General features: G+C 59.4%; 27 protein-coding genes. 16 read left to right on the forward strand and 11 right to left on the reverse strand.

Annotated elements, in window-relative coordinates:
- Nucleotides 1-135 precede the first annotated feature (135 nt).
- The 11 genes from rpoZ (at nucleotide 136) to recO (ending at nucleotide 9373) form a co-directional block, all read left to right on the forward strand.
- Entirely contained in the window at nucleotides 136-534 is a 399-nt protein-coding gene (gene rpoZ, locus AC13RC_RS03155; RefSeq protein WP_069616142.1) for a DNA-directed RNA polymerase subunit omega, read from the forward strand.
- A gap of 100 nt (nucleotides 535-634) precedes the next feature.
- The gene (locus tag AC13RC_RS03160) at nucleotides 635-2857 is read left to right on the forward strand and encodes a RelA/SpoT family protein (RefSeq protein WP_113329125.1); all 2223 of its coding nucleotides are present in this window, start codon (nucleotides 635-637) and stop codon (nucleotides 2855-2857) included.
- A 191-nt stretch (nucleotides 2858-3048) separates the two neighbouring features.
- On the forward strand, nucleotides 3049-3198 hold the full coding sequence (locus tag AC13RC_RS03165; RefSeq protein WP_015339295.1) for a DUF3563 family protein: 150 nt from the start codon (nucleotides 3049-3051) through the stop codon (nucleotides 3196-3198).
- A 221-nt stretch (nucleotides 3199-3419) separates the two neighbouring features.
- Nucleotides 3420-4007, forward strand: a complete 588-nt coding sequence (locus AC13RC_RS03170) for a DUF2062 domain-containing protein (protein ID WP_488556466.1) — start codon at nucleotides 3420-3422, stop codon at nucleotides 4005-4007.
- Between the two features lie 39 nt (nucleotides 4008-4046).
- The gene (gene acpS / locus AC13RC_RS03175; RefSeq protein WP_488556467.1) at nucleotides 4047-4451 is read left to right on the forward strand and encodes a holo-ACP synthase; all 405 of its coding nucleotides are present in this window, start codon (nucleotides 4047-4049) and stop codon (nucleotides 4449-4451) included.
- Between the two features lie 114 nt (nucleotides 4452-4565).
- A complete protein-coding gene (lepB, locus tag AC13RC_RS03180) occupies nucleotides 4566-5312 on the forward strand; it encodes a signal peptidase I (RefSeq protein WP_113351661.1) in 747 nt (248 codons plus the stop codon).
- Nucleotides 5309-6028: a ribonuclease III gene (gene rnc, locus AC13RC_RS03185; protein WP_113351662.1), complete on the forward strand. Its 720-nt coding sequence runs from the start codon at nucleotides 5309-5311 to the stop codon at nucleotides 6026-6028. The genes lepB and rnc overlap by 4 nt, the downstream gene beginning before the upstream one ends.
- Nucleotides 6029-6048: 20 nt before the next feature.
- Nucleotides 6049-6993 (forward strand): GTPase Era, encoded by a 945-nt coding sequence (era, locus tag AC13RC_RS03190; RefSeq protein WP_113329122.1) that lies wholly within the window; start codon nucleotides 6049-6051, stop codon nucleotides 6991-6993.
- An 84-nt stretch (nucleotides 6994-7077) separates the two neighbouring features.
- Nucleotides 7078-7833: a Crp/Fnr family transcriptional regulator gene (locus tag AC13RC_RS03195; protein WP_113329121.1), complete on the forward strand. Its 756-nt coding sequence runs from the start codon at nucleotides 7078-7080 to the stop codon at nucleotides 7831-7833.
- A 219-nt stretch (nucleotides 7834-8052) separates the two neighbouring features.
- On the forward strand, nucleotides 8053-8535 hold the full coding sequence (locus AC13RC_RS03200) for a response regulator (RefSeq protein WP_488556468.1): 483 nt from the start codon (nucleotides 8053-8055) through the stop codon (nucleotides 8533-8535).
- Between the two features lie 58 nt (nucleotides 8536-8593).
- A complete protein-coding gene (recO, locus tag AC13RC_RS03205) occupies nucleotides 8594-9373 on the forward strand; it encodes a DNA repair protein RecO (protein ID WP_152093491.1) in 780 nt (259 codons plus the stop codon).
- Nucleotides 9374-9403: 30 nt separating this feature from the next.
- Here recO and AC13RC_RS03210 read toward each other — a convergent pair whose 3' ends face one another.
- The 3 genes from AC13RC_RS03210 to AC13RC_RS03220 form a co-directional block, all read right to left on the reverse strand.
- Nucleotides 9404-10252 carry an MOSC domain-containing protein gene (locus tag AC13RC_RS03210; RefSeq protein WP_488556469.1) on the reverse strand — a complete coding sequence of 283 codons (849 nt, stop codon included), beginning with the start codon at nucleotides 10250-10252 and terminating at the stop codon, nucleotides 9404-9406.
- A 9-nt stretch (nucleotides 10253-10261) separates the two neighbouring features.
- Nucleotides 10262-10915 (reverse strand): HD domain-containing protein, encoded by a 654-nt coding sequence (locus AC13RC_RS03215; RefSeq protein WP_488556470.1) that lies wholly within the window; start codon nucleotides 10913-10915, stop codon nucleotides 10262-10264.
- A gap of 70 nt (nucleotides 10916-10985) precedes the next feature.
- Entirely contained in the window at nucleotides 10986-13745 is a 2760-nt protein-coding gene (locus AC13RC_RS03220; protein ID WP_488556747.1) for a DUF2339 domain-containing protein, read from the reverse strand.
- Between the two features lie 294 nt (nucleotides 13746-14039).
- Here AC13RC_RS03220 and AC13RC_RS03225 point away from each other — a divergent pair, with 294 nt between their 5' ends.
- The 3 genes from AC13RC_RS03225 to AC13RC_RS03235 all read left to right on the forward strand — a co-directional run bounded on the left by AC13RC_RS03225 (nucleotide 14040) and on the right by AC13RC_RS03235 (nucleotide 15942).
- Nucleotides 14040-14378, forward strand: a complete 339-nt coding sequence (locus tag AC13RC_RS03225) for a hypothetical protein (protein WP_113351666.1) — start codon at nucleotides 14040-14042, stop codon at nucleotides 14376-14378.
- 147 nt (nucleotides 14379-14525) lie between these two features.
- Entirely contained in the window at nucleotides 14526-15038 is a 513-nt protein-coding gene (locus tag AC13RC_RS03230) for a superoxide dismutase family protein (RefSeq protein ID WP_113329117.1), read from the forward strand.
- A gap of 271 nt (nucleotides 15039-15309) precedes the next feature.
- Nucleotides 15310-15942, forward strand: coding sequence for an EF-hand domain-containing protein (locus tag AC13RC_RS03235; protein WP_488556471.1), 633 nt, complete (start codon nucleotides 15310-15312; stop codon nucleotides 15940-15942).
- Between the two features lie 58 nt (nucleotides 15943-16000).
- Here AC13RC_RS03235 and AC13RC_RS03240 read toward each other — a convergent pair whose 3' ends face one another.
- The 7 genes from AC13RC_RS03240 to AC13RC_RS03270 form a co-directional block, all read right to left on the reverse strand.
- Nucleotides 16001-16534, reverse strand: coding sequence for a tyrosine phosphatase family protein (locus AC13RC_RS03240; protein WP_488556472.1), 534 nt, complete (start codon nucleotides 16532-16534; stop codon nucleotides 16001-16003).
- Nucleotides 16531-17148 carry a YfbR-like 5'-deoxynucleotidase gene (locus tag AC13RC_RS03245; protein WP_488556473.1) on the reverse strand — a complete coding sequence of 206 codons (618 nt, stop codon included), beginning with the start codon at nucleotides 17146-17148 and terminating at the stop codon, nucleotides 16531-16533. The genes AC13RC_RS03240 and AC13RC_RS03245 overlap by 4 nt, the downstream gene beginning before the upstream one ends.
- Nucleotides 17145-17984 (reverse strand): CAF17-like 4Fe-4S cluster assembly/insertion protein YgfZ, encoded by an 840-nt coding sequence (ygfZ, locus tag AC13RC_RS03250; RefSeq protein WP_488556474.1) that lies wholly within the window; start codon nucleotides 17982-17984, stop codon nucleotides 17145-17147. The genes AC13RC_RS03245 and ygfZ overlap by 4 nt, the downstream gene beginning before the upstream one ends.
- Before the next feature lie 177 nt (nucleotides 17985-18161).
- Nucleotides 18162-18920, reverse strand: coding sequence for a hypothetical protein (locus AC13RC_RS03255; protein ID WP_488556475.1), 759 nt, complete (start codon nucleotides 18918-18920; stop codon nucleotides 18162-18164).
- 16 nt (nucleotides 18921-18936) lie between these two features.
- Nucleotides 18937-19194, reverse strand: coding sequence for a hypothetical protein (locus tag AC13RC_RS03260; RefSeq protein ID WP_068385602.1), 258 nt, complete (start codon nucleotides 19192-19194; stop codon nucleotides 18937-18939).
- A gap of 104 nt (nucleotides 19195-19298) precedes the next feature.
- Nucleotides 19299-19733 (reverse strand): TIGR02301 family protein, encoded by a 435-nt coding sequence (locus AC13RC_RS03265; RefSeq protein WP_488556476.1) that lies wholly within the window; start codon nucleotides 19731-19733, stop codon nucleotides 19299-19301.
- A 94-nt stretch (nucleotides 19734-19827) separates the two neighbouring features.
- Nucleotides 19828-20247, reverse strand: coding sequence for an NUDIX hydrolase (locus AC13RC_RS03270; protein ID WP_069616156.1), 420 nt, complete (start codon nucleotides 20245-20247; stop codon nucleotides 19828-19830).
- A gap of 162 nt (nucleotides 20248-20409) precedes the next feature.
- On the opposite strand from AC13RC_RS03270, the gene AC13RC_RS03275 reads away from it, so the two are divergent.
- Together AC13RC_RS03275 and AC13RC_RS03280 are read left to right on the forward strand one after the other, a co-directional pair.
- Entirely contained in the window at nucleotides 20410-20730 is a 321-nt protein-coding gene (locus AC13RC_RS03275) for a YnfA family protein (RefSeq protein WP_145320590.1), read from the forward strand.
- 43 nt (nucleotides 20731-20773) lie between these two features.
- A complete protein-coding gene (locus tag AC13RC_RS03280; protein WP_113329111.1) occupies nucleotides 20774-21538 on the forward strand; it encodes an SOS response-associated peptidase in 765 nt (254 codons plus the stop codon).
- 76 nt (nucleotides 21539-21614) lie between these two features.
- Here AC13RC_RS03280 and AC13RC_RS03285 read toward each other — a convergent pair whose 3' ends face one another.
- Nucleotides 21615-21755 (reverse strand): hypothetical protein, encoded by a 141-nt coding sequence (locus AC13RC_RS03285; RefSeq protein ID WP_015339320.1) that lies wholly within the window; start codon nucleotides 21753-21755, stop codon nucleotides 21615-21617.
- Between the last annotated feature and the right edge of the window lie 225 nt (nucleotides 21756-21980).

The raw sequence follows: 21980 nt of genomic DNA on the forward strand, positions 1-21980 counted from the left end.
CTGGGGGAATTTTAGCACTTTCCGGAAGGGTGCAAAGGCGCTGAAACAGGAAAAACTTGAATTTGCCATCGTTTGCTTGTATCGGCGTGCTACTCCGAGACATGATGACGACATCACGACCGCAAAGGACAGGCAATGGCCCGTGTCACAGTAGAAGATTGCATTGATAAAGTAGAGAACCGGTTCGAGCTCGTGCTGCTCGCCAGCCATCGCGCCCGCCTGATTTCGCAGGGCTCGTCGATCACCATCGATCGCGACAACGACAAGAACCCGGTTGTTGCTCTGCGCGAAATCGCCGACGAGACGCTGTCGCCGGACGATCTCAAGGAAGATCTCATCCATTCGCTGCAGAAGCATGTCGAAGTGGATGAGCCTGAGCCCGATCCCGCAAGCCTGCTCGCCGCCGGCGCTTCCGCCTCCAGCGACGAGGAGGAAGATCTGCCGGAAACTGTTACGTTCGATCAGATGTCGGAAGAAGAGCTTCTGGCCGGTATCGAAGGTCTGGTTCCGCCGGAAAAAAGCGACGATTACTGATCGTCGATCTTGATGCTCCGGGCAGGAGCGATATGATGGGAAAATGCGTGCGCCGGTCATATGACTGGCGCGCTTTTGTTTTTGCTGGAGTAGCTTTGGAATGATGCGGCAATACGAGCTTGTTGAGCGCGTGCAGAAATACAAGCCCGATGCCAACGAAGCTCTCCTCAACAAAGCCTATGTTTATGCGATGCAGAAGCATGGCCAGCAGAAACGTGCCAGCGGCGACCCCTATATTTCCCATCCTCTCGAAGTTGCTGCGATCCTGACGGATATGCGCCTGGATGAATCGACCATCGCGGTCGCTCTTCTCCACGACACGATCGAGGATACGACGGCGACGCGCGCCGAAATCGATGAGATGTTCGGCGAAGACATCGGTCGCTTGGTCGAGGGTCTGACGAAGATCAAGAAGCTGGATCTCGTCACCAAGAAGGCCAAGCAGGCCGAAAATCTGCGCAAACTGCTGCTCGCCATTTCCGACGATGTGCGCGTGCTTTTGGTGAAGCTTGCCGACCGCCTGCACAATATGCGCACGCTCGATCACATGTCGCCGGAAAAGCGCGCGCGCATTTCCGAGGAGACGATGGAAATCTATGCGCCGCTTGCCGGCCGCATGGGTATGCAGGACATGCGCGAGGAGCTGGAGGAGCTTTCCTTCCGCCATATCAATCCCGAAGCGCATGATACCGTCACCAAGCGCCTTGAGGAACTGTCGCGCCGTAACGAGGGCCTGGTCAAGAAGATCGAGACCGAGCTGCGCGATCTGCTTGTCGCCAATGGCCTTGCCAACGCCATGGTCAAGGGCCGGCTGAAAAAGCCCTATTCGGTCTTTCGCAAGATGCAGTCGAAGTCGCTCTCCTTCGAGCAGCTCTCCGATGTCTACGGCTTCCGCCTTCTGGTCGACGATATTCCCTCCTGCTATCGGGCGCTCGGCATCGTCCATACCCGCTGGCGCGTCGTTCCCGGCCGCTTCAAGGATTATATCTCGACGCCTAAGCAGAATGATTACCGCTCGCTGCACACGACGATCGTCGGCCCTTCGAGCCAGCGCATCGAACTGCAGATCCGCACCAAGCGCATGCATGAGATCGCCGAATTCGGCATTGCCGCCCACACGCTTTATAAGGATGGCGCCAACACCAATGGCGATAGCGAGCTCCTGTCGAGGGAAAGCAACGCCTATTCCTGGCTGCGCCATACGATCGAGGCGTTGGCCGAGGGCGATAGCCCTGAAGAGTTCCTAGAGCACACGAAGCTCGAACTGTTCCAGGACCAGGTCTTCTGTTTCACGCCCAAGGGCAAGCTGATCGCCCTGCCGCGCGGCGCGACGCCGATCGACTTTGCCTATGCCGTCCACACCAATATCGGTGACACCACGGTCGGCGCCAAGATCAACGGCCGCATCATGCCGCTCGTCACTCGGCTGAACAATGGCGATGAGGTCGAGATCATCCGCTCGGGCGTGCAGGTGCCGCCGGCCGCCTGGGAAGAGATCGTGGTCACCGGCAAGGCGCGCGCCGCTATTCGCCGCGCCACCCGCCTTGCCATCCGCAAGCAATATGCCGGCCTCGGCCATCGCATTCTGGAGCGTACCTTTGAGCGCGCCGGCAAGGTCTTCTCGCGCGATGCCCTGAAGCCGGCCCTGCATCGTCTCGGCCAGAAGGACGTCGAGGATGCGATTGCCGCAGTCGGGCGAGGGGAGATGTCGTCGCTTGATGTCTTACGCGCCGTCTACCCGGATCATCAGGACGAACGCGTGACCGTGAAGCCCGCCGGCGACGAGGGCTGGTTCAACGTTCGCAGCGCCTCGGGCATGATCTTCAAGATCCCCGGCAAGAACAAGGCCGAGGTTTCCGACGGTGCCGATCTCGATGCGCCGCCGATCCGCGGCATCTCCTCGAATGTCGAGGTGCATTTCGCGCCGACCGGCGCTGTCCCCGGCGACCGCATCGTCGGCATCATGGAAAAAGGCAAGGGCATCACCATATATCCGATCCAGTCGCCTGTTCTGCAGCGGTTCGATGACGAGCCGGAGCGCTGGATCGATGTGCGTTGGGATCTGGACGAGGCCAACAAGTCCCGCTTTGCCGCCCGCATCCTGATCAATGCCCTCAATGAGCCGGGCACCCTGGCGAAAGTGGCGCAAACCGTGGCGGATGTGGACGTCAATATCCGGGTGCTCAACACCGTTCGGGTTGCAGCCGATTTCACCGAAATGGCCCTCGACGTCGAAGTTTGGGATCTGCGCCAGCTCAATCAGCTTCTGGTGCAGCTCAAGGAACTCGACTGCATCGCGACAGTAAAGCGCCTCTACGAATGAGATCCGCCGGGATTGCTGTCGATCCGAGGCAGGCTGCATATTTTGTGATCATTTTATGACCAAATTCGAGCGCCTTTTTGGATAGATATGCATGGAGTGCATGGCTGCGTATATTTTAGAGCGGTGGTAATTAACCTTTGTCAGGCCTATCTTCTGATCATCGAAGAAACGAAACTGAGATGAGAAAGACAATGTTTAGCCCGATCAAGAAAATCGCCCGTGCCCTGCGTGTTCCGAGTGTTGAAGAACGCGAAATGGCTTACCTGAATGGTTCGCATGACCGTTTTGACCTTGAGTATCGTCAGCGTCAGGTCGACCGCGGTCTGTTCCGCACGCGTTAATCGCTGTTAATACTTGAAAGACCAGAAGGGGCGCGTCGTTGTTGCGCCCTTGGAGCATCCCGATCTTGCGGGATTGCTTCCTGCAAATGAAGAGAGCGTCCATTTTCTGCGCGCCGCGCAGATGACGTTCCCAAAAAGAGCCGCACTTTCGGGTCTTAATCAGTGCATGATACGCTCGGCCGCTCTTGTCACGACGGCCTCCATTGCACTAGATAAGCCGCATGCTGTTTCGTCGCCGAAAACCACTGACATTCAAGGAAAAACTGCGGGAACACCTTTGGCCCCGCAAGGGTTTTGTCCGTTCGTTCCAATATTTCGGTAAGCGCCTCGTTCGCCTCGCCGCCTCGCCGCATTCGGTTGCGGCCGGCTTTGCGGCGGGCATTGTCGTGTCCTGGACGCCGTTCATCGGTGTACATTTCGTCATGGCGATCATCATAGCCTATCTCGTCGGTGGCAATGTCATTGCCTCCGCGCTCGGCTGTCTGGCTGCCGGCAATCCGATTACCTACCCCTTCATCTGGGCTTTGACCTGGGAAATCGGTCATCTGATCCTGGCGCGTGACAGTGGTGGCCAGGGCGGCAGCATCGATCTGCCAGCGCTGTGGCACAAGGGCGATCTCACGCAAATCTGGGACCCGGTTTTGAAGCCGATGCTGATCGGCGGCATTCCGCCCGCCATCGTGACGGGTGTGATCGTCTATGCGCTTACCTATTATGGTGTGAAGACCTTCAAGACGCGCCGCAAGGAGCGTTTGATGGAACGTGCGCGCGAGCGGATCGCGCTCGCCGAAAACGCATCGAGCGTCTGACGTGCCTGACCTTGTCCGGGCCGCCAGGAGGGCCTTCCCATGATTATCGGCATAGGCAGCGACCTTATCGACATTCGCCGGGTCGAGAAGACGATCGAACGTTTCGGCGCCCGGTTCACCGAGCGCTGCTTTACCGATATTGAGCGCGCCAAGTCCGAGCGCCGCAAGAACAAGGCGGCCTCCTATGCCAAGCGTTTTGCTGCCAAGGAAGCCTGCTCCAAGGCTTTGGGCACGGGGTTGGCGCAGGGTGTTTTCTGGCGCGACATGGGGGTCGTCAATCTGCCAAGCGGCAAGCCGACGATGCAATTGACCGGCGGTGCCGCCGAAAGAGTGGCGGCCATGCTGCCACCAAATCATCGCGCCGCCATTCATTTGACGGTAACGGATGATTTTCCTCTTGCTCAGGCTTTTGTGATCATCGAAGCCCTGCCGATGGATGCCTGAATCACGACTGTATGTCGCTTTTGGCAACCGCGCCATTGCCGCGATGATGTGAAGCGAGTAGACAGTGCCTGAATGCAAGTGCGCCGGTGGGGTGCGAAAAAGGAATAAGACTGCGTGTCCGAGAAAGCCGTAAAACAGCAGAACGCCCTGTGGGAGAACATCAAGGTCATCGTACAGGCGCTCGTCCTGGCCATGATCATCCGCACGTTTCTCTTTCAGCCATTCACCATCCCGTCAGGCTCAATGATGCCGACGCTTCTTGTCGGCGATTACATCTTCGTCAACAAGTTCGCCTACGGCTATTCCAAGTATTCAATGCCGTTCTCGCCGGATCTGTTTAGCGGCCGCATCCTGGGCAGCGAACCGAAGCGTGGCGACGTCGTGGTTTTCCGCTTCCCGCCGAATCCGGATGTAGACTACATCAAGCGCGTGATCGGTCTGCCGGGCGACCGCATCCAGGTGAAGAGTGATATCCTCTACATCAACGGTCAGGCCGTTCCGCGCGAGCCGCATGGCACCTTCTCCTCGGACTACAGTCAGGAGCCGGGCGACAACATCGCCGTCTACAGCGAGCGCCTGCCTGATACCGGCAAGGTCTATGACACGCTGGATCTTTCGCCGAATTCGCGTGGCGACAATACCCAGGAATATGTCGTTCCGCCGGGCCATTACTTCATGATGGGCGACAATCGCGACAATTCCGACGATAGCCGTTTCGATGTCGGCTATGTCCCTGCCGAGAACCTGATCGGCCGCGCCAGCATCATCTTCTTCTCGCTGGGCCACGACACCTCGTTTCGCGAAGTCTGGAAATGGCCGACCAACATGCGTTGGGACCGTATTTTCAAGGTTGTCGAATGACGAAGGCGCAGACGCTCTCCCAGGCGGATCGTGCCAAGCTTGAGGTCGTTATAGGCCATGAATTCGCCGAAAAGGAGCGTCTCGATCGCGCGCTGACCCATGCCAGCGCGCGGACGCACAAGACGGGCAACTATGAACGGCTGGAATTTCTCGGCGACCGTGTTCTCGGCCTGTGCATTGCAGAATTGCTTTTCAAGACCTTCGGCGCGGCGACGGAAGGCGAGCTTTCGGTACGTCTCAACCAGCTGGTGAGTGCAGAGACCTGCGCCGAAGTCGCCGATGAGATGGAGTTGCATCTTTACATCCGCACTGGCGCCGACGTGAAGAAGCTCACGGGCAAGCGCATGCTCAACGTGCGCGCCGATGTCGTCGAAAGCCTGATTGCCGCGCTTTATCTGGATGGCGGCCTTGAAGTCGCCCGCGCGTTCATCCTGCGTTTCTGGGAGCGCCGGGCTATTCGGCCGGAAGGCGCAAGGCGCGATGCAAAGACGGAATTGCAGGAATGGGCGCATGCGAAATTTGGCGTCACTCCGGTCTATAGGGTTGATGATCGCAGCGGACCGGATCATGATCCGCGCTTTACGGTGACCGTGGAAGTCAAGGGTACAGCGCCCGAAACGGGAATAGAGCGCTCCAAACGTGCGGCCGAACAGATGGCGGCGACACGGATCCTGGAGCGCGAAGGTGTATGGCAGCCTCAGTTGACTGAGAAGTGACTGCCGGGGAATAGTGACAAATGAGCAATCAACAGGACACCTCAGCCGAAGACGGCGCGGCTGAACATATCGGTCCGACGCATTCAGGCTTCGTCGCCCTTATCGGCCCCACCAATGCCGGCAAGTCTACGCTGGTCAACCGGCTTGTGGGCGCCAAGGTTTCGATCGTCAGCCACAAGGTGCAGACGACGCGCGCCATCGTGCGCGGCATTGCCATTCACAACAATGCGCAGATCGTCTTCATGGACACGCCGGGCATCTTCAAGCCGCGCCGCCGGCTGGATCGCGCCATGGTGACGTCTGCCTGGGGCGGAGCCAAGGATGCCGACCTCATCATGCTGTTGATCGACAGCGAGCGCGGCTTGCGCGGCGATGCCGAGGCCATTCTGGAAGGCTTGAAGGACGTTTCCCAGCCGAAGATCCTGGTTTTGAACAAGATCGACCGCGTCCGCCGCGAGGATCTGCTGGCACTTGCCGCCGCCGCCAACGAGAAGATCGCCTTCGAGCAGACCTTCATGATCTCGGCGGAGAACGGCTCCGGCTGCGACGACGTGATGGATTATCTAGCAAAGACCTTGCCGGAAGGCCCCTGGTACTATCCCGAGGATCAGATTTCGGACCTGCCGATGCGCCAGCTCGCCGCCGAAATTACCCGGGAAAAGCTGTTCCTGCGCCTGCACCAGGAGCTTCCCTATTCCTCGCATGTCGAGACCGAGAAATGGGAGGAGCGCAAGGATGGCTCGGTGCGCATCGAACAGGTGATCTATGTCGAGCGCGAGAGCCAGAAGAAGATCGCGCTCGGCAAGGGCGGCGAGACGATCAAGGCGATCTCGACCGCGTCGCGCAAGGAACTCTCCGAAATTCTGGAACAGCCCGTGCACCTCTTCCTCTTCATCAAGGTCCGCGAAAACTGGGGAGACGATCCCGAGCGTTTCCGTGAGATGGGGCTCGATTTCCCGCATTGATGGAACTTTGCTTCCCTGAGCGCTTTATATTGCAGCGGTTTATCGGGCATGTCGCTTTGCCGCTGCAACTGAGGGGAGCATTTCATGACGAAGGCAGCTGCGACTGTGCATGGACAACGCACGCCCTGCCAGCAATGTCCACTAAGATCCCTGCCGCATTTCCGAGAATTCGAGCGCGACGAGCTGAATTTCATCAGCGGTTTCAAGAAGGGCGAACTTCTCGTCGACGCCGGTGCCACGATCTTTCTTGAAGGCGCGCATAGCGCCCACCTTTTCACCATCCTCTCCGGCTGGGGCTTCCGCTACAAGACGCTGGAGGATGGGCGCCGCCAGATTCTGAACTATGTGATGCCCGGCGACCTCATCGGATTGCAAGGTTCGATCATGGGCGAGATGCAGCACTCGACGGAGGCGCTTTCGCCGATATCGCTTTGCGTCTTCGAGCGCACGGAATTGATGGCGCTCTACAATTCCCATCCTTCGCTGGCCTATGATCTGACCTGGATCGCATCGCGAGAGGAGCGGATACTGGATGAACATCTTCTAAGCATAGGTCGCCGCTCCGCGCTCGAGCGTGCAGCCTATCTGATCGCGTATCTGCATCAGCGTGCCCGCGCACTCCGCTTGTTCAATGGCAGCAAGACCATCCCCATCCGGCAGCAGCACGTCGCCGACACGCTTGGTCTTTCGGTGGTTCATACCAACAAGACATTGAAAAAGTTGGCGGCGCGGAAGCTGCTGCTCTGGAACGAGCGAGGCTGTGAGGTTTTGGACAGCGAAGGCCTTGCTGAGCTCGCCGGTTGGGACGGCCTTGATTCGGTCAGGCGCCCCTTCATTTGAGGGCAGCCTTTTGCACAAACGACATGTCTTTTTTAAATGCTGACGACAACTGTATCAGCATAGATTATTGTTATCGTCACTTTTCGACCAGTTTCACCTTTTACTAACCGCGGCGGCAAAAGCGATTGGAGCATGGGGACGAGCCCATAGTCCCGCAGTGCAAAAAGTGCGAAGCGGATTGGAGGCGAAGTCATGTCACAAGAGACTGAGCCAAAACGGATGGGCAAAGCCATCCATTCAAGACGGGCCGATGATTGGCGCCGGAGGGATAGATGCGGGACTTTTTACGGGGTGCGCCAATTGGCGCGTACGTGCAAGGATGGCGCTGATATGACGTTTCAGCACGTCCTTATACTGGAAGATAATCTTATCATTGCCATGGAGGCGGAGGAAATTCTTCACCTCGTCGGAATTCAACAAATTGAGATTGCTTCGAATCTGGAGCAGGCGGTCAACGCCATTCATTCGGAACATTATGATTTTGCAATGCTCGACGTGAATCTTGGGGAGTCGACCAGTTTCGGCTTTGCCCGATTGCTGATGGAACGCGGCATTTCCTTCGGCTTCGTCAGCGGCTATTCCGATACACTCGATTTTCCGGCAGATCTGCGGCATGTGCCGCTTTTGAACAAGCCTTTCGACGAGCAATCCATGCGCCTCTTCGTCGAGACGCTGGCCGGCAGTTCCCCGCTCGCCATGTGACAGCGGCAGTCATTTGTCCTAAACTCGAATCGCAGAAATCTTTCGGGGCAACCGGCCGATGCAATGGCAGGACCATGCGATCATTCTGGGCGTCAAACGTCTCGGCGAGACCAGCGTGGTCGCCGAGGTGATGACGCGTACCCGCGGTCGCCATATGGGATTGGTGCGATCCGGCCGCTCGCGCGCCATGCAGCCGGTGCTGCAGGCCGGCAATCTCGTCGAAGTCACCTGGCGGGCAAGACTGCATGAGCATCTCGGCGAATTTCGCATGGAGCCGGTGACACTGAGGGCTGCGCGGCTGATGGAGACAGCGACCGCTGTCTATGGCGTGCAGGCGATGGCCGCTTTGCTGCGGCTGCTGCCGGAGCGCGATCCGCACCCGCACCTCTACGATGCCCTCGATGTCATCCTTGAAAACCTGCAGAATCCCGCCGACGCCGGCGAACTCTTCGTGCGCTTCGAGCTTGCCGTCTTGAATGATCTTGGTTTCGGCCTCGATTTGACGGAATGCGCGGCAACTGGCGTGCGTGAGGATCTGGCTTTCGTTTCGCCGAAGTCCGGGCGTGCCGTCTGCCGGGCAGCCGGCATGCCCTGGGCGGACAAGATGTTGGCATTGCCGCCGTTTCTGGCGACAGGGGCCATGATCGCCGCAGATAGGGAAAGCCTTTCCGCCGCTTTCCGTCTCACTGGCTTCTTTCTGCATCGACACGTCTACGAACCGCGCGGCATAGAGATCGCCGCGGCGCGCGACGGCTTTATGCAAGCCGCACTGAAGGCGGTTGCCGTCGCTTCGCTGAACGAGGGCATGGTATCCCCGGGCCTTGTCGTCAAAGGCTGAGCAGTAAAAGGCCTGCACAGAGGGTCAGTTTTAGCGCCGCTTGAGTGCCCAGCCTTCGGGCCGTTCCTCGAGCACCGTCACCGTATCGCCGATCTTCACAGCGCCTTCGCCACGCGGCACGGCATTCCAGCCGAAGAGCGGGCCGGGCACGCGCCGGTCGGCGGACATGCGGATACGGCCCATGGCGGGCATCGGATTCGGCACGTCGCGCGAACCGGTCTGCTGATCCTGCGTCGTCATGATGCAGCGCGAGCAGGGCTTGACGAGATCGAGACGGATGCCGCCGATTTCGATGGCGGCCCAGCGATCCTCCGGCCATTCCTCGTCGATATCGATGACGATGTTGGGGCGGAAGCGCTCCATGCCGACTGCGCCTTCGCCGTGCGCGGCAAGATTGGCGTTGAGCGCCTTCAGCGAGCCGGTGGTGGTGACCAGAATCTGGTAGCCATCGGAAAACGTAACAGGCGTATCCTCGCCGGCCCATTCCGGGTTGGCGATGCGCTTCGCGAGCCTGTCGAAGAACACCATCCTGACCTCGCGATCCAGCCAGGCCGACAGGGCCTTGTTGGTTTCTTCATCCGCGACGGAGGCGTTGACGGCTGATTTCCAGACGATGATATCCATGCGGTTGTCGGGGTGTGGCGGCGGCACGATGATGTCAGCCTTGCCCTCCATCTTCAGACGCAGATAGGAAGGCGCAGGCTGGATATCGATCCGGGCCAGTGCCTGCAATTCGCGCTGGGTGATGAAGTTGCCCGAGGGATCGACCAGCATGGCGCGGCGGTCGCCCGCGAGACCGAAGGCATCGATGGCTGCCGACGGAATGGCGATGCCGCGGGCGCTCTTGAGGGGATAGATGAAAAGATCGCTGACGCGCATGGGTGGCCCTCAGATTTCGTCGATGAACATTGCCAGCACGGTCTTCAGCCGGTCATGCCGCGCTTCGGCAAACCTGGCCCCCGTCTCGGTCTGGAATCCATCCGCAAGTTTGAACAGCTTTGTCTCGAAATGGTCAATGGCGAAGCGCTTGTCGTCAAGCGGCCGCTCTGTCGCAAGCGGATCGAACGGGTCGTAAAGGCCGGAACCGAGACGGCCTGCAATGTAGAAGCAACGTGCCGCACCGATCATGCCGATGGCATCCAGCCGGTCGGCATCCTGCAGGATCTTCGCTTCGAGCGTTTCCGGCTGCAGGTTGGCGGAGAAACTATGCGTGGTGATCGCATGCGCGGCAGCCGCAATATCCTCTTCCGCCCAACCGAGCTGTCGCAGAATGCCCGAAGCTTTCTCGGCTGCGAGCCGCGAGGCCTGCGCGCGATGCGGCGAATTTTTTTCGACTGCAACGCAATCGTGCAGCAGCACGGCCGCGGCGAGAATACGGGCATTGCCGCCTTCTTCGGCCTGGATGGCCATGGCATTGCGGAAGACGCGCAGGATATGGGCAATATCGTGCGAACCGTCATCGCCATCCGCGGCGTGGGGGATGAGATCCGCAGCCAGTGCTTCGAAGGGGGCGAAAGCCCGCGCCATCTTGTCGGTATCCATGGTCGCACTTGCTCCGGGATGATCAGTCGGCAGGTTCTTTCCTCCTACCGGGCGAATGGATTCGCCGCAATCACTCCGTCGCTTTCTTGCGCGTCAGGATTCTCTGGTAGAACAGGCCGATACCGATCAAGACAGCGCCGAGGCCGATGAAGGATAGCGCCCGGAGAAAGCCTTCAAGGTTCGCCATGTCGATCAGGAAGGCCTTGACGACGGCGATGAAGACCAGCACCGCCGAGGCGATGCGCAGGCTCCGGGCCTCGAGGCGGGTCCCGAGCCCGAGAAGCGCGATGCCGATCAGCAGCCAGACGACGGAATAGGAATAGAGTTCGCCCTGGATGAAACCGTTCCAGAAGGGAATGTACTCGCCCTGCCAGAAGCGTCGCACCGACAGGGTCGCCCATGCGAAGGCCATGACGGCCGCCGCGACCGCCAGCATGCCAACATAGGGTAGGGGACGACGATTGCGGGCAAAGAGCGCCAGGCCGGCATAAGCGATGGCTGGGAGGAGATAGGCGAGCAGCAGCAGGTTGAAGAGCGGGATGCCACCTGTGCTCTCACCCGTCATGAACGGGTTCAGCCCCAGCAGATGCAGGGTCAGGATCATGAAGACCGAAATGACGCCGAGCGCCATGCCGCCATAGCGGAAGACAGGGCTTGCGGCGCTGAGGTCGAGCGCCATCAGCGTCGCCGAAGCACCGATCGCCAGCAGCGTGTAGATCGACTGTTCGCCGAGCGTCGGAACCGCATCGTTCAGGACGCCGCCATTCATGGCATGACGCACGAGGATAGCGATCGTCAGCAGCACGAGGAAGCAGGCGAGCGCCTGTAAGGCGTTGCGCAGGCGCTGGCTCGGCGAAAGACGTGTGATAAAGGCAGCTAGGACGGCAAGGGCGGCCGGAATGCCGTAGCCGGCAAGCAGCATGTTGAAGACCGGTGTCGTGCCGAGTTCCGAAGGATTGACAATCGTCGGCTGCCAGGCGATGCGCCCCATGGCGATGACCAGTGCAGCAACCATGGTCCATGGCAGAACGGGCCAGTTGCGCAGCCGTTCCGCCAGCAGATAGACGATGCCGAGAACCGGCAGCAGGATCGTCGCGGTGGCATGATGCGCAAGCGTATGCAGGGCAAAGACTGCGGCGGCAAAAGAGCCGGCCGCCAGGATATTCGTCGGCAGCTTCAACGCTTCTCCGTCTCGGCGATCCTGCCATTCCGCAAGCCCGACGAGAACTAGGGCCAGTCCGATACCGTAAAGCCCATGCAGCCAGTCGAGCGTCCAGTTGCCGAAGTTGGCGAAGCTGATCGTCGCGATCGCCAGCGGCGTAACGACCATGACGAGGCTCCAAAGTGCGGCATAGGATTTCTCCGCCAGGGCGAAGCGCCTGAGGAAGAAGGCGCCGATCAGCACGAAGAAGGCGCCGAGGCCGAGCATTTCATAGAGCACCGTGCTTTGCAGGCTGGCGGTTCCATCCGCACCCGTGGATTCGATCCCGGCGATCCAGTTGGTCAGAATGCCGGACGCGCCGATGACGGCGACAAGTGCCGACAGGACCGTTGCCCAGGCTGCATGCAGGCGACCGGCACCGAAGGCCGCTACCGCCGCAACGATCGCCGCAAACATGAATGTGGCGTCGACAATGGGATATCCATATCGAAGGCTGTAGCCGACGATAAAGAGCGATACCATAAGCGCACCAATCGCTGCCGTCAGCGTCGTGCCGAGCGGCGGACGGGCGAGAAACGCCGCCCATCCCATGCCGGCACTCAATTGCTGAGGCACATCATCGGTGGGCGCCGTTGCGCTGTCTTCCTTTGCTGCCTCGGAGATCGGATAGCGCCCCGGCCAGAGGAAGATAGTGCCGCCGATCATCGCAAGCATAGCAAGCGTAACCGGCGCCAGATCGACGGTGGGGCTGAAGGTGATGTAGAGCAGAGGCCAGAGGCTCAGCAGCCCATTTGCTAGGGATGGCGCGATCAGCCAGCGGCGCAGGCGAGATGCCAATAGGGTCGCAAGCCAGGTCAGAACGAGATAGCTGAAGAGTGTCCAAGGGCGTGGCGCAGTCGATGCGATCAGGGCAGGCGTTGCCATTGATGCCAGCAGACCGAGGCCGGCAAGCGCTTGTCCATGCAAGAGCGATAGTCCGAGCGTCGCGAGCGAGATCAGTGCGAGAAGAATGAAGGCGGTCGTGGGGCCGATGAATTCGTAAATGGCATGCGCGGCATAGGTCGCGCCGAACAGGGCAACGACGCCAGCCGCCGTCAAGACGCCAGGAATCATCGCATTCTGGAAGGCATTGTTCAGAACCGGTGCGGCGCGGCGGCGGATCACTTCACCGGCGGCAATCAGGACGAGACCGAAGAGCGCCGCAAGAACAAGCCGGACGCCGGGGCTGAGAAGACCGCTCTCGATCGAATATTTGACCATGAAGACGCCGCCGAGCGCCAGCGCGATGCCGCCGACCCAGACGGCCCAGCGTGCACCGATCGTACTCTCCAGGCTTTCCTTCGTCTGCACGGATGTCTGGGTGGCAAGAGGGGCGGTCTTTTCCTCGACCACATCCGCGACATTGTTTGCGGCGAGGGCCGCTTGCTCGGTATCGGGCGCGGAGGTGTCTTCGATCACCGCTTTCGGCTCTTCTTCGACAGGCTGTCCAGCAGCAAGAGCCATCGAATCCGTTGCAGGAATCGATTCGCCCGTTTCCGCTGTCAGCACCTTGTCCGCGAGAGCATTTTGCAGCTCCTGAACGCGCGCTTCCAGCTGTCTTATCCTTAGGTTGTGGCCTCGCAGTACCATGATACCGACGACCAGGATGACGAGCGGTAACAATTCCATCATGTCTTCTCCATGGGCGATCCGCCGTAGCATATACGAAACCGCTCGCCGGGTAAGATTAGATAGTCAGATTCCCCTATGATTCCAGTGGATTATGCCGGACTACCTTATAACGGATTGCAAAGGCAACATTAGGAAATTCAGATTTACCGCTTGGGAACTATGGTTAATACTCATTAATAATTTGTCTTTACCGGCAGCGCGAAGCAGCTTAATAACGGCTCATAGTCCAACTCTGAATGTATTGCGTACAAACGACGTCGCATGAGGCGGTTCCTACCTTAGGAGGTTTGTATGTCCCATGTTTCTTCCGTATCCAATAGCTCCTACCCATATCGTGGCACGCTTTCGCGCCTCGATTCGAACGGCGATGGTCTTTTGAGCCAAGAGGAGCGCGCGGTGGACGAGCGCCCCGGCATTCTCGAGGCCAGTAATACCGACGCTGCTGCCAATGGTTCGAATGGTGCACTGAGCGGCTTCATTGCCAAGCTCATGCAATTGCCGGGCGCCGATATCGCTTCCACGGCCAAGTCACCGGAATCCAATGTCAATTTCGACCTGGATCTGCTGTCGCCGATGGATGCCTATAACAGCACATACGGCCAGTATGACGTCGACAGTATAGCGGCCTGACAAGCACTTTCGTCTGATGCAAGGCGACCTGCCGTAATGCCGGCAAGTCGCCTTATCATTTTGATTAGGGTCATTTTTTCCATTCACCGGAACCCTCATGCCTGCCACGCGTTGGGCAATTGCCACGCAGAACAGGGAGGGTGTTCCATGAAGCGGATGACGATCGTTGCAATTCTTGCCCTTGCCGCAGCCGCGCCCGCGGCAGCGCAAACCCAAAATCAAAACACCGCCACTGCTGATTTCGTCGGTCTCGACGGTAAACAAGCCGGCCGGGCGACCTTGACTGAGGGCAAAAAGGGCGTGCTGATCGAGATGGAAGTGTCCGGCATGCCGGCCAATCGCTGGGTCGCCTTCCACATCCATGAAAATAGCCGTTGCGACCATGCGCACGGCTTCGAGTCCGCTGGTGGTCATTTCAACCCAACCAAGGCGGAACACGGCTTTCTGGCCGCCAACGGTCCGCATGCCGGCGATATGCCCAACCAGTATGTCGATCAGGATGGCAAGCTGCGTGCCCAGGTCTTCAATGGCATGGTATCGCTGAACGGGAAAAACGGCATCCGCGGCCGCACGCTGATGATCCATGCCGACTCGGATGATTACCGCAGTCAGCCCGTCGGCGGCGCCGGCAAGCGCCTGGCATGTGCCGTCATCCAATAGGAAGCGGGTCCTTAAGCAAGCGAAGATGATTCGTGCCACTGAAGCGGCGGATGCCAAGCAGCGGTTGTTTCCGCTGCGTAGGCGCCCATCGGCGATATGATTCGGTGTCTGTCAATTATGGTTAATAGTGAATTAACACCAATCTTCAACCGGCAGGGCAAACAGGCCTATCCTATCTGCAGATGACTAAGCGTGCCGGGGTCTATCAAACACGCGATGGCATTTGCCGTAGGAGATTTGGATGAGCGGGGTTTCTTCAATTGGAAGCAGCATGACGGTTGCCTCGTACAGTCCCCTGGATAAGAATCAGGACGGCGTCGTGGATGCTCAGGAGCTGGAGGAGGCGGCGCAGTCCGGCCTTCTGTCGGCGAGCATGCTCAACGATGAGGATAGCAACAGCAGCAGCGATCCCAGCGCAACGGATGTCTTTTCCGGCAATCTGGCCTCGATGCTGTTACAGATGCAGCAGAACAGCCAGTCAAGCGGTTCCACGTCGCCCGACGGCTCTTCCGGCGAATCGCCCATGGACCAACTGTTTGCCAGCCTGGACACCGACAAGGACGGCAGAGTCTCGCAGGACGAGTTCGTCGCTGGCCGTCCGAAGGATATGAGCGAGAGCGATGCTGAAAACCTGTTCAAGAGCCTGGATACGCAAAACGCCGGCTCCCTGACCAAGGATCAGTTCGCCGAGGGTCTCGATGCCCTGAAATCGTCGGATGCCTCAGCTGCCGATATGCTGTCGCTGGAGCCCGATACGAGCGACAGCAGCCCAGCGGATGCCGCGACATTTGCCAAGGATCAGGCGCTAGATGTCCTGCTGAGCGACATGCAGGATCCGTCGTCGCTTTATCAGAATACTTACGGTCAGTATGACCCGGATCAAACGGATAGCGTCGCCGTGTGATCGCGGTGGTTCATTGCTTTGAAGCGAGCGGAGATTACGAAACGCGGTCTCCGTTTTTTCAAGCGCCGGCGCTCAAATCGGTCAAGGGCAGCATGAAAGGTGCATTGCCGTCAGCATCTGCGCCACGGCCGATTTCTTTGACTGCAGCAACCAGCCGCCCCCGGCGTCCGAGCATGTCGTCGCCAATGGCAACGAGCCGGGCATTCGGCGTGACGAACGGCGAGCTCGCGCGCAGGCGGCGCACCAGCACAAGGTCGTTCTCCTCCGGGTGAACGGCCAAAGCTGCAATCAGTGCCGCCGCCGGCGAGCGTGAAATACCCATCCAGCAATGAATGAGCAGAGGCGCGCCTCGATCCCAACCGGTAGCGAAATCGATGATGGCGCGAACATGCGTCTCCTGCGGGGCGACGAGATCGCCGGTTCCGGCAAAGCTGATGTCGTTCATATTGAGCAGCAGATGCCGATCCGCCTTGATGACGGCGGGACGGTGAAAATTCTGCTCCTTGGCCATCAGGCTGATCATTTCGCGCGCGCCATGGCGAACGGCCATTTCGGCGATGCGCGCAAGCGGCGATACGATGATTGCTGTCACGCGCCGACCCTCATGGCGGCACGCTCCGCCTCGATCGCCTCGAAGCGCTTGAGGAACAGCCGTTGTGCCTCGATTGCCGGCATGGGGTCGATCGGCAGCATCTCGCGCGTGATGTCGCGTGGCTGGCCGAAGAATTTGCGAGCTTCATCGGGCGTGAAACCGGCAAGCAGCGTCGCCTCGAAATAGGCCGAGATCGTATCGGCCTTCTTGATCTTTTCCTTGAGCTTCGGCGCGCAATGCGGGGGCAGGGCGAAGCGCCGGTAGATTGCCGCCTCGAGCCGCTTCTCCACGACCTTGTAATCGCCACCGACGACGGACTTGAACGGCGAGATCATGTCGCCGATCACATATTCCGGTGCGTCATGCAGCAAGGCGGCAAGCAGTTCGTCGGGCGTTGCCGGATTGAGATGGCGAAAGATCGCCTCGACGACAAGGCTGTGCTGCGCCACCGAAAAGGCGTGATCGCCGGCGGTCTGTCCATTCCAGCGCGCGACACGGGCAAGCCCATGGGCAATGTCGCTGATCTCGACGTCGAGCGGCGAGGGATCGAGAAGGTCGAGCCTGCGCCCGGATAACATGCGCTGCCAGGCGCGCGCGGTCGTCGCCGATGTCATGCCGACGCCTCGTCGGAGCGGGTGGGAAAGGAGAGGCCGGACCAAGCCGGAATAGACACGGTGACGTCGACCTCGCCAGCCTTTATCGGAACCTCTTCGGCGATGGCTTCGCCGGCCCGGTCTATGCGGATGATGGCTAGGCCCATATTGCCGACGGTCGAGCCGAGCGTTCCGATCGGCTTGCTGCCGACGGTCAGTTCCGTGCCGGAGGGCGGCAATTCGGCGCTGCCGTTGACGATGACGACACGCCTGCGCGCCGTGCCGCGATGGTGCATGCGGGAAACCACTTCCTGGCCGATATAGCAGCCCTTTCGGAAGCCGAGACCGCCATTCAGATCCATCAGCACATCGTGCGGGAACGCGTCCTGCAATGCGAAATCGCGGCCGGAAACGGCGATGCCGTTGTCGATACGCAGGGCGTCATAAAGTGTCTCTGGATCGCTACCGTGCTCGCCGGGCGTCCGGGTCAGCACAATTCCCGCCCTCGCGAAGCGGCTGTCCTTGGGACTGTCGCCTGTGGCATCTCCCCATGCGACCGTGACGCCTTGCATCTCCTCCGCGACGAAATCGACCTTGGCGCGCAGGCGATACATGGTGAGCCGCTTGAGCAGGCTCTCCCGTTGCGCCGTGTCCGTTTCGAGCAGAAAGCCAGGGCCATCCCGCCAGATCATGAAGTCGAACAGGATCTTGCCTTGTGGCGTCAGCAGCGCTCCCGGGCGCGCCTCGTCGGCGCCGAGCGAGGCAAGATCGGTGGTGATGAGATTGTGCAGGAACGTCTCCGCCTCCGCGCCGGCGATGCGGATGAAGGAGCGCTCTCTCAGGAATACGGCTGGCATGATGGTTCCGCTGATTTGGCCTAAAGCACGTCGCGATCTTTCAGATCGCTTCTTGCGCTTCAGGTCTTTGATCTTGCGCATGTCGTTGTCGCAAAACCGCTGCGCATTTTTTGCGCGACATGCTTCATCACGCAGAGGTAGGGCCTTCGGCAGAGAACCGCAAGTTCCCTGGCCGGATCATTCGCCCGAGGTGAAGAATTTCCAACGGCCGTCCGGCGTGATGCCGACGCGATAAAAATTATAGCCGCCGAATTCCTGCATGTCGGCATAGTCGCCGGCCGTCACGATACGCATCAGATCGACCTTCTCCGGCGTGGAGAGTGTCTTGATGTCCTTCTCGGCGAAATAGGGCCAGACATAGACCTCATCAGGGGTTCCCTGGCCGACATGGGCAAAGCCGGTCGACATGATGTCGAGGAGAATGGACAGGATCTCAATGCCGTCGGGATCGCCTGAAAGATCATGCAGGGTCTTGATCGGATCTTCGCCGGGGTCGTCGGCGGTGACCTGCGTCTGCTTGAGCCCGCCGCCGACATTCATCAGCGGGCGCAGGCGCTCGAGATCACCGGAAGCGGCAGCCTCGACGATCGCCGCACGCAGCTTCTTTACCGGCTCCGGCGCCTTGTCGATATCGTAGAGGAATTCGACTGACTTATTCGTGTTCGAAGCATCGCCGCTGCTCTGGCTTGCCTGCTTGTTGATCAGCGGATCGGGCATTGGCAGCGTGTTATTGGCAGGCGCTTCCAGCGCCTGCTCGATCGGCTTCTCGTTCTTTTTGGGAGTGGACCGTGCTGCGTCTTTCGCCTGGGGAGCCGGCGGGTTGAGCTGGGAAAAGGCATTGGCCGGTAGCGGCAAGGCGGTGCTGCCCAAAAGCAGGGTTACGGCAGCGAACGAGGCAATGGAACAGGTGAGCGCATTGCCTGGAAAGATACGCATTAGCAATCTCTGAGTGTTATTGCAGGGTACGGTTCGGAGAGAACTCGCCAGCGAGCATGCGTTCACGCAGCGATTCGAGCAAGGCTTCGGCGCCCTGTTCCCCTTGATTCCGGATCGTCTCGCGAATCGCGTGGGCGATGGCGGCGTCGGCGATGATTTCGGGCTCGATGCCATCTGCCATGCCGTCGGCCCAAGCTTCATTCTGGTATTCCAGCGCTGCCTGCATCTTTTCATGAACGATCATGTCGTCGATTTCGTTCAGGCTGGTTTCCATTGTTTCTTTCCTTGAGACGTTCATGTCCTTACCACTTGCTTAATAACTCTATCAGCCTTTTCCCAAAACGACACGGCTCGCTATGAAAAGAGGTTAATAAATCGTCAATTTCCAAAGCGTGCGGTGATTTCTGTCGCCAGTGTTGCACCTTCGTTACGGTATCGCTCTTCCGCGACGCGGGCCTGCGGCGTGCAATTCGTGTAAACCGACGCAAAGGACCGATATCCACGGTTGAAGGCCGCAGTGAGCCTTTCCTTTCGTTTCGGCTCGCTCTTGGCCTCCGTGTCGAGCAAGTGCTGCATGTCGCCGCGCCATCCGTCTTCCCGCGTCGGGCTGCACAGATTGCGCAGATAGTCGATCGAACCGAGAATTTCGGATAGCCGGGAGAGCTGCTCGTCATAGGGCGCAGACTGTTCGGCATTCGCATTATCGGTCGCCTGTGCCGGCGGCGCGCTTGCTGCCGGCTGTGCGGCAGCGGGAAGGGCTGCGGCAAGCGCGATGCAGATCAGAAGCGGTCGGCCAAGGCTGTTATGAATCATGTAACCATGTTGACCGGACAAGCATGACGGGAACAAGGCGCGAGGGGCGGTTTCCACGCCGATATTGCTCAGCATCGTTAATTTCGGCGCCGAGCTATGCGTTTTCTGCAGCAAGTCGTTCCACGCATTCGAGCACACTGGCGGGAACGGGCAGGGTGCGCACCTCTTCCAGCGTGTACCAGCCAATGGCGGCTGCATCGTCGGCGGCTTCGGCGACCGCATCCTCATCGGCATCCACAAGAAAGACCGAGAGCAGGAAGTGGCTCGTCAGCGTTCCGTCCGCCGCGTGGGAGCGCAGGTCGTAAGTCTCGAACAGGCGGGGATTGCGCGCAGATATGCCTGTCTCCTCCTTGAACTCGCGCAGCGCCGCGTCGGCCGGTGTCTCTCCGTCTTCGGCCCGCCCTCCCGGAAAGGCGTACATATCGGCGGACGGCGGATTGCTGCGCAAGACAAGCAGGAAGCGACCGTTGCGTTCGAGAATGGCGGAGGAGGCAGGGCGAGGGTTGGAAGTCATGGATCACTTTGCATTCGGATGAAGATCGATGCGCGATGGCAAGGAGCCATCTGCGGCCCATTTCTACAGGAAACGGCGCTTGCTGTCCCATGGGAAAGCCCCTTAACTCGCTTCCAGCGGAAGCCGCGATTCTGAATGCGCCGAATATGGGGACGATCGGGAATGATCTACGGGCTATATGCTTTGGCGGCTCTTGCCGAAATTGCAGGCTGCTTTGCCTTCTGGGCGTGGTTGCGTCTGTCGAAGCCCGTCTGGTGGCTGGCACCCGGCCTTGTCTCGCTGGCGCTCTTTGCATGGCTGCTGGCGTTGGTGCCGAGCGAGGCGGCCGGCCGCACTTTTGCTGCCTATGGCGGCGTCTATATTGTTGCCTCCATTTTCTGGCTCTGGCTCGCCGAAGGGCGGCTACCGGACCGATGGGATATTTCGGGCGCCGTCATCTGCCTCGTCGGGGCGGCGGTCATTCTGCTCGGTCCGCGCGGCTGACGTTAGGCTTGACCAGCCGCTTTTCGGGTGCAACACAGGCCTGATGTGCGGACGTTTCGCTTTGACATCGACGGCAGATCACGTGGGGGAAGCGCTCGGCGTCCTGCTGAACGAGGCTTTTCCCGCGCGCTACAATATCGCGCCGACGCAGCCGATCCTTGTCGTGATATCGGGCGATCGGCAGCGACCGGGAAGCAATCTGCCGGATCGTCGCGCCTTGCTCGTGCGCTGGGGCTTTATGCCCGACTGGGTGAAGGACCCCAAGGATTTCCCGCTGCTGATCAATGCGCGGGCGGAAACGGCAATAGGCAAGGCTTCCTTCCGCGCGGCTATGCGCCATCGCCGCATCCTCATCCCGGCATCCGGCTTCTATGAATGGCATCGGCCGCCGAAGGAAAGCGGCGAGAAGCCGCAAGCCTACTGGATCCGCCCCCGTAGCGGCGGCGTCATCGCTTTTGCCGGACTGATGGAAACCTGGTCGTCGGCAGATGGTTCCGAGGTCGATACGGGTGCGATCCTGACGACGGCGGCAAACAGCGCCATTCGATCCATCCATGACCGTATGCCCGTCGTCATCAAGCCGGAGGATTTTGCGCGCTGGCTTGATTGCAAGACGCAGGAGCCTCGCGATGTGTTTGGTCTGATGAAGCCGGTCCAGGAGGATTTTTTCGAGGCGATCCCGGTTTCGGATCGCGTCAACAAAGTTGCCAATATGGGGCCGGATGTGCAGACACCCGTGGTGCTCGATCCGGTCAGGAAACCGCCGAAGAAAACGGATCCGGACGATGGCCAACTAAGCCTTCTCTGAGCGGCCGCCATTTTAGCGGCCAGTGAACGGAAATGCTGCCTGCCGGCATTGGTCGGCGGTGGGCAGAACTATATTCTCAGGCGATCTTCTTCTTGAGAGGCTTTGTCTTCAGCATCAGATGGGCTGCAAGAACGGCTTTCAGCCCCAGCGGACGATAATGCTTGCTGGGATCGATCTTTGCCTGTGGTTGTGCCGGCTGGTCCTTTTTCTGCGTCATGTTTCACTCCTCACCATGCTCCCACGGAGCATTTTTCGATTCACAGTCGAGTAGTGCTTTTTGTCGTAAATCATGACAAATCGAAGGCGTTTTCCAATCAGCTTTTGTAAACAACGACCATATTTCGAGAGATTAGCGCCGAAACCTCGTGTAGAATCCGCACTGCCGCAATGTTTGAATCTGCGGAAATGTCGCGCCGAGCTGGCCTTCCGTTGCGCCGATGAG

The sequence above is a fragment of the Martinezella sp. CNPSo 3890 genome (assembly GCF_057784455.1).

Bases quoted from the DNA above. Each gene is read 5' to 3' on its own strand.
- AC13RC_RS03215 (WP_488556470.1), bottom strand. From the start codon at position 10,915: ATGGATACCGACAAGATGGCGCGGGCTTTCGCCCCCTTCGAAGCACTG.
- AC13RC_RS03220 (WP_488556747.1), bottom strand. From the start codon at position 13,745: ATGGAATTGTTACCGCTCGTCATCCTGGTCGTCGGTATCATGGTACTG.
- recO (WP_152093491.1), top strand. From the start codon at position 8,594: ATGCAATGGCAGGACCATGCGATCATTCTGGGCGTCAAACGTCTCGGC.
- AC13RC_RS03230 (WP_113329117.1), top strand. From the start codon at position 14,526: ATGAAGCGGATGACGATCGTTGCAATTCTTGCCCTTGCCGCAGCCGCG.
- AC13RC_RS03195 (WP_113329121.1), top strand. From the start codon at position 7,078: ATGACGAAGGCAGCTGCGACTGTGCATGGACAACGCACGCCCTGCCAG.
- rnc (WP_113351662.1), top strand. From the start codon at position 5,309: ATGACGAAGGCGCAGACGCTCTCCCAGGCGGATCGTGCCAAGCTTGAG.
- AC13RC_RS03200 (WP_488556468.1), top strand. From the start codon at position 8,053: ATGGGCAAAGCCATCCATTCAAGACGGGCCGATGATTGGCGCCGGAGG.
- AC13RC_RS03170 (WP_488556466.1), top strand. From the start codon at position 3,420: ATGCTGTTTCGTCGCCGAAAACCACTGACATTCAAGGAAAAACTGCGG.
- AC13RC_RS03275 (WP_145320590.1), top strand. From the start codon at position 20,410: ATGATCTACGGGCTATATGCTTTGGCGGCTCTTGCCGAAATTGCAGGC.
- AC13RC_RS03280 (WP_113329111.1), top strand. From the start codon at position 20,774: ATGTGCGGACGTTTCGCTTTGACATCGACGGCAGATCACGTGGGGGAA.
- era (WP_113329122.1), top strand. From the start codon at position 6,049: ATGAGCAATCAACAGGACACCTCAGCCGAAGACGGCGCGGCTGAACAT.
- ygfZ (WP_488556474.1), bottom strand. From the start codon at position 17,984: ATGCCAGCCGTATTCCTGAGAGAGCGCTCCTTCATCCGCATCGCCGGC.
- AC13RC_RS03225 (WP_113351666.1), top strand. From the start codon at position 14,040: ATGTCCCATGTTTCTTCCGTATCCAATAGCTCCTACCCATATCGTGGC.
- AC13RC_RS03260 (WP_068385602.1), bottom strand. From the start codon at position 19,194: ATGGAAACCAGCCTGAACGAAATCGACGACATGATCGTTCATGAAAAG.
- AC13RC_RS03255 (WP_488556475.1), bottom strand. From the start codon at position 18,920: ATGCGTATCTTTCCAGGCAATGCGCTCACCTGTTCCATTGCCTCGTTC.
- acpS (WP_488556467.1), top strand. From the start codon at position 4,047: ATGATTATCGGCATAGGCAGCGACCTTATCGACATTCGCCGGGTCGAG.
- rpoZ (WP_069616142.1), top strand. From the start codon at position 136: ATGGCCCGTGTCACAGTAGAAGATTGCATTGATAAAGTAGAGAACCGG.
- AC13RC_RS03285 (WP_015339320.1), bottom strand. From the start codon at position 21,755: ATGACGCAGAAAAAGGACCAGCCGGCACAACCACAGGCAAAGATCGAT.
- AC13RC_RS03210 (WP_488556469.1), bottom strand. From the start codon at position 10,252: ATGCGCGTCAGCGATCTTTTCATCTATCCCCTCAAGAGCGCCCGCGGC.
- AC13RC_RS03265 (WP_488556476.1), bottom strand. From the start codon at position 19,733: ATGATTCATAACAGCCTTGGCCGACCGCTTCTGATCTGCATCGCGCTT.
- AC13RC_RS03160 (WP_113329125.1), top strand. From the start codon at position 635: ATGATGCGGCAATACGAGCTTGTTGAGCGCGTGCAGAAATACAAGCCC.
- AC13RC_RS03270 (WP_069616156.1), bottom strand. From the start codon at position 20,247: ATGACTTCCAACCCTCGCCCTGCCTCCTCCGCCATTCTCGAACGCAAC.
- AC13RC_RS03235 (WP_488556471.1), top strand. From the start codon at position 15,310: ATGACGGTTGCCTCGTACAGTCCCCTGGATAAGAATCAGGACGGCGTC.
- AC13RC_RS03245 (WP_488556473.1), bottom strand. From the start codon at position 17,148: ATGACATCGGCGACGACCGCGCGCGCCTGGCAGCGCATGTTATCCGGG.
- AC13RC_RS03165 (WP_015339295.1), top strand. From the start codon at position 3,049: ATGTTTAGCCCGATCAAGAAAATCGCCCGTGCCCTGCGTGTTCCGAGT.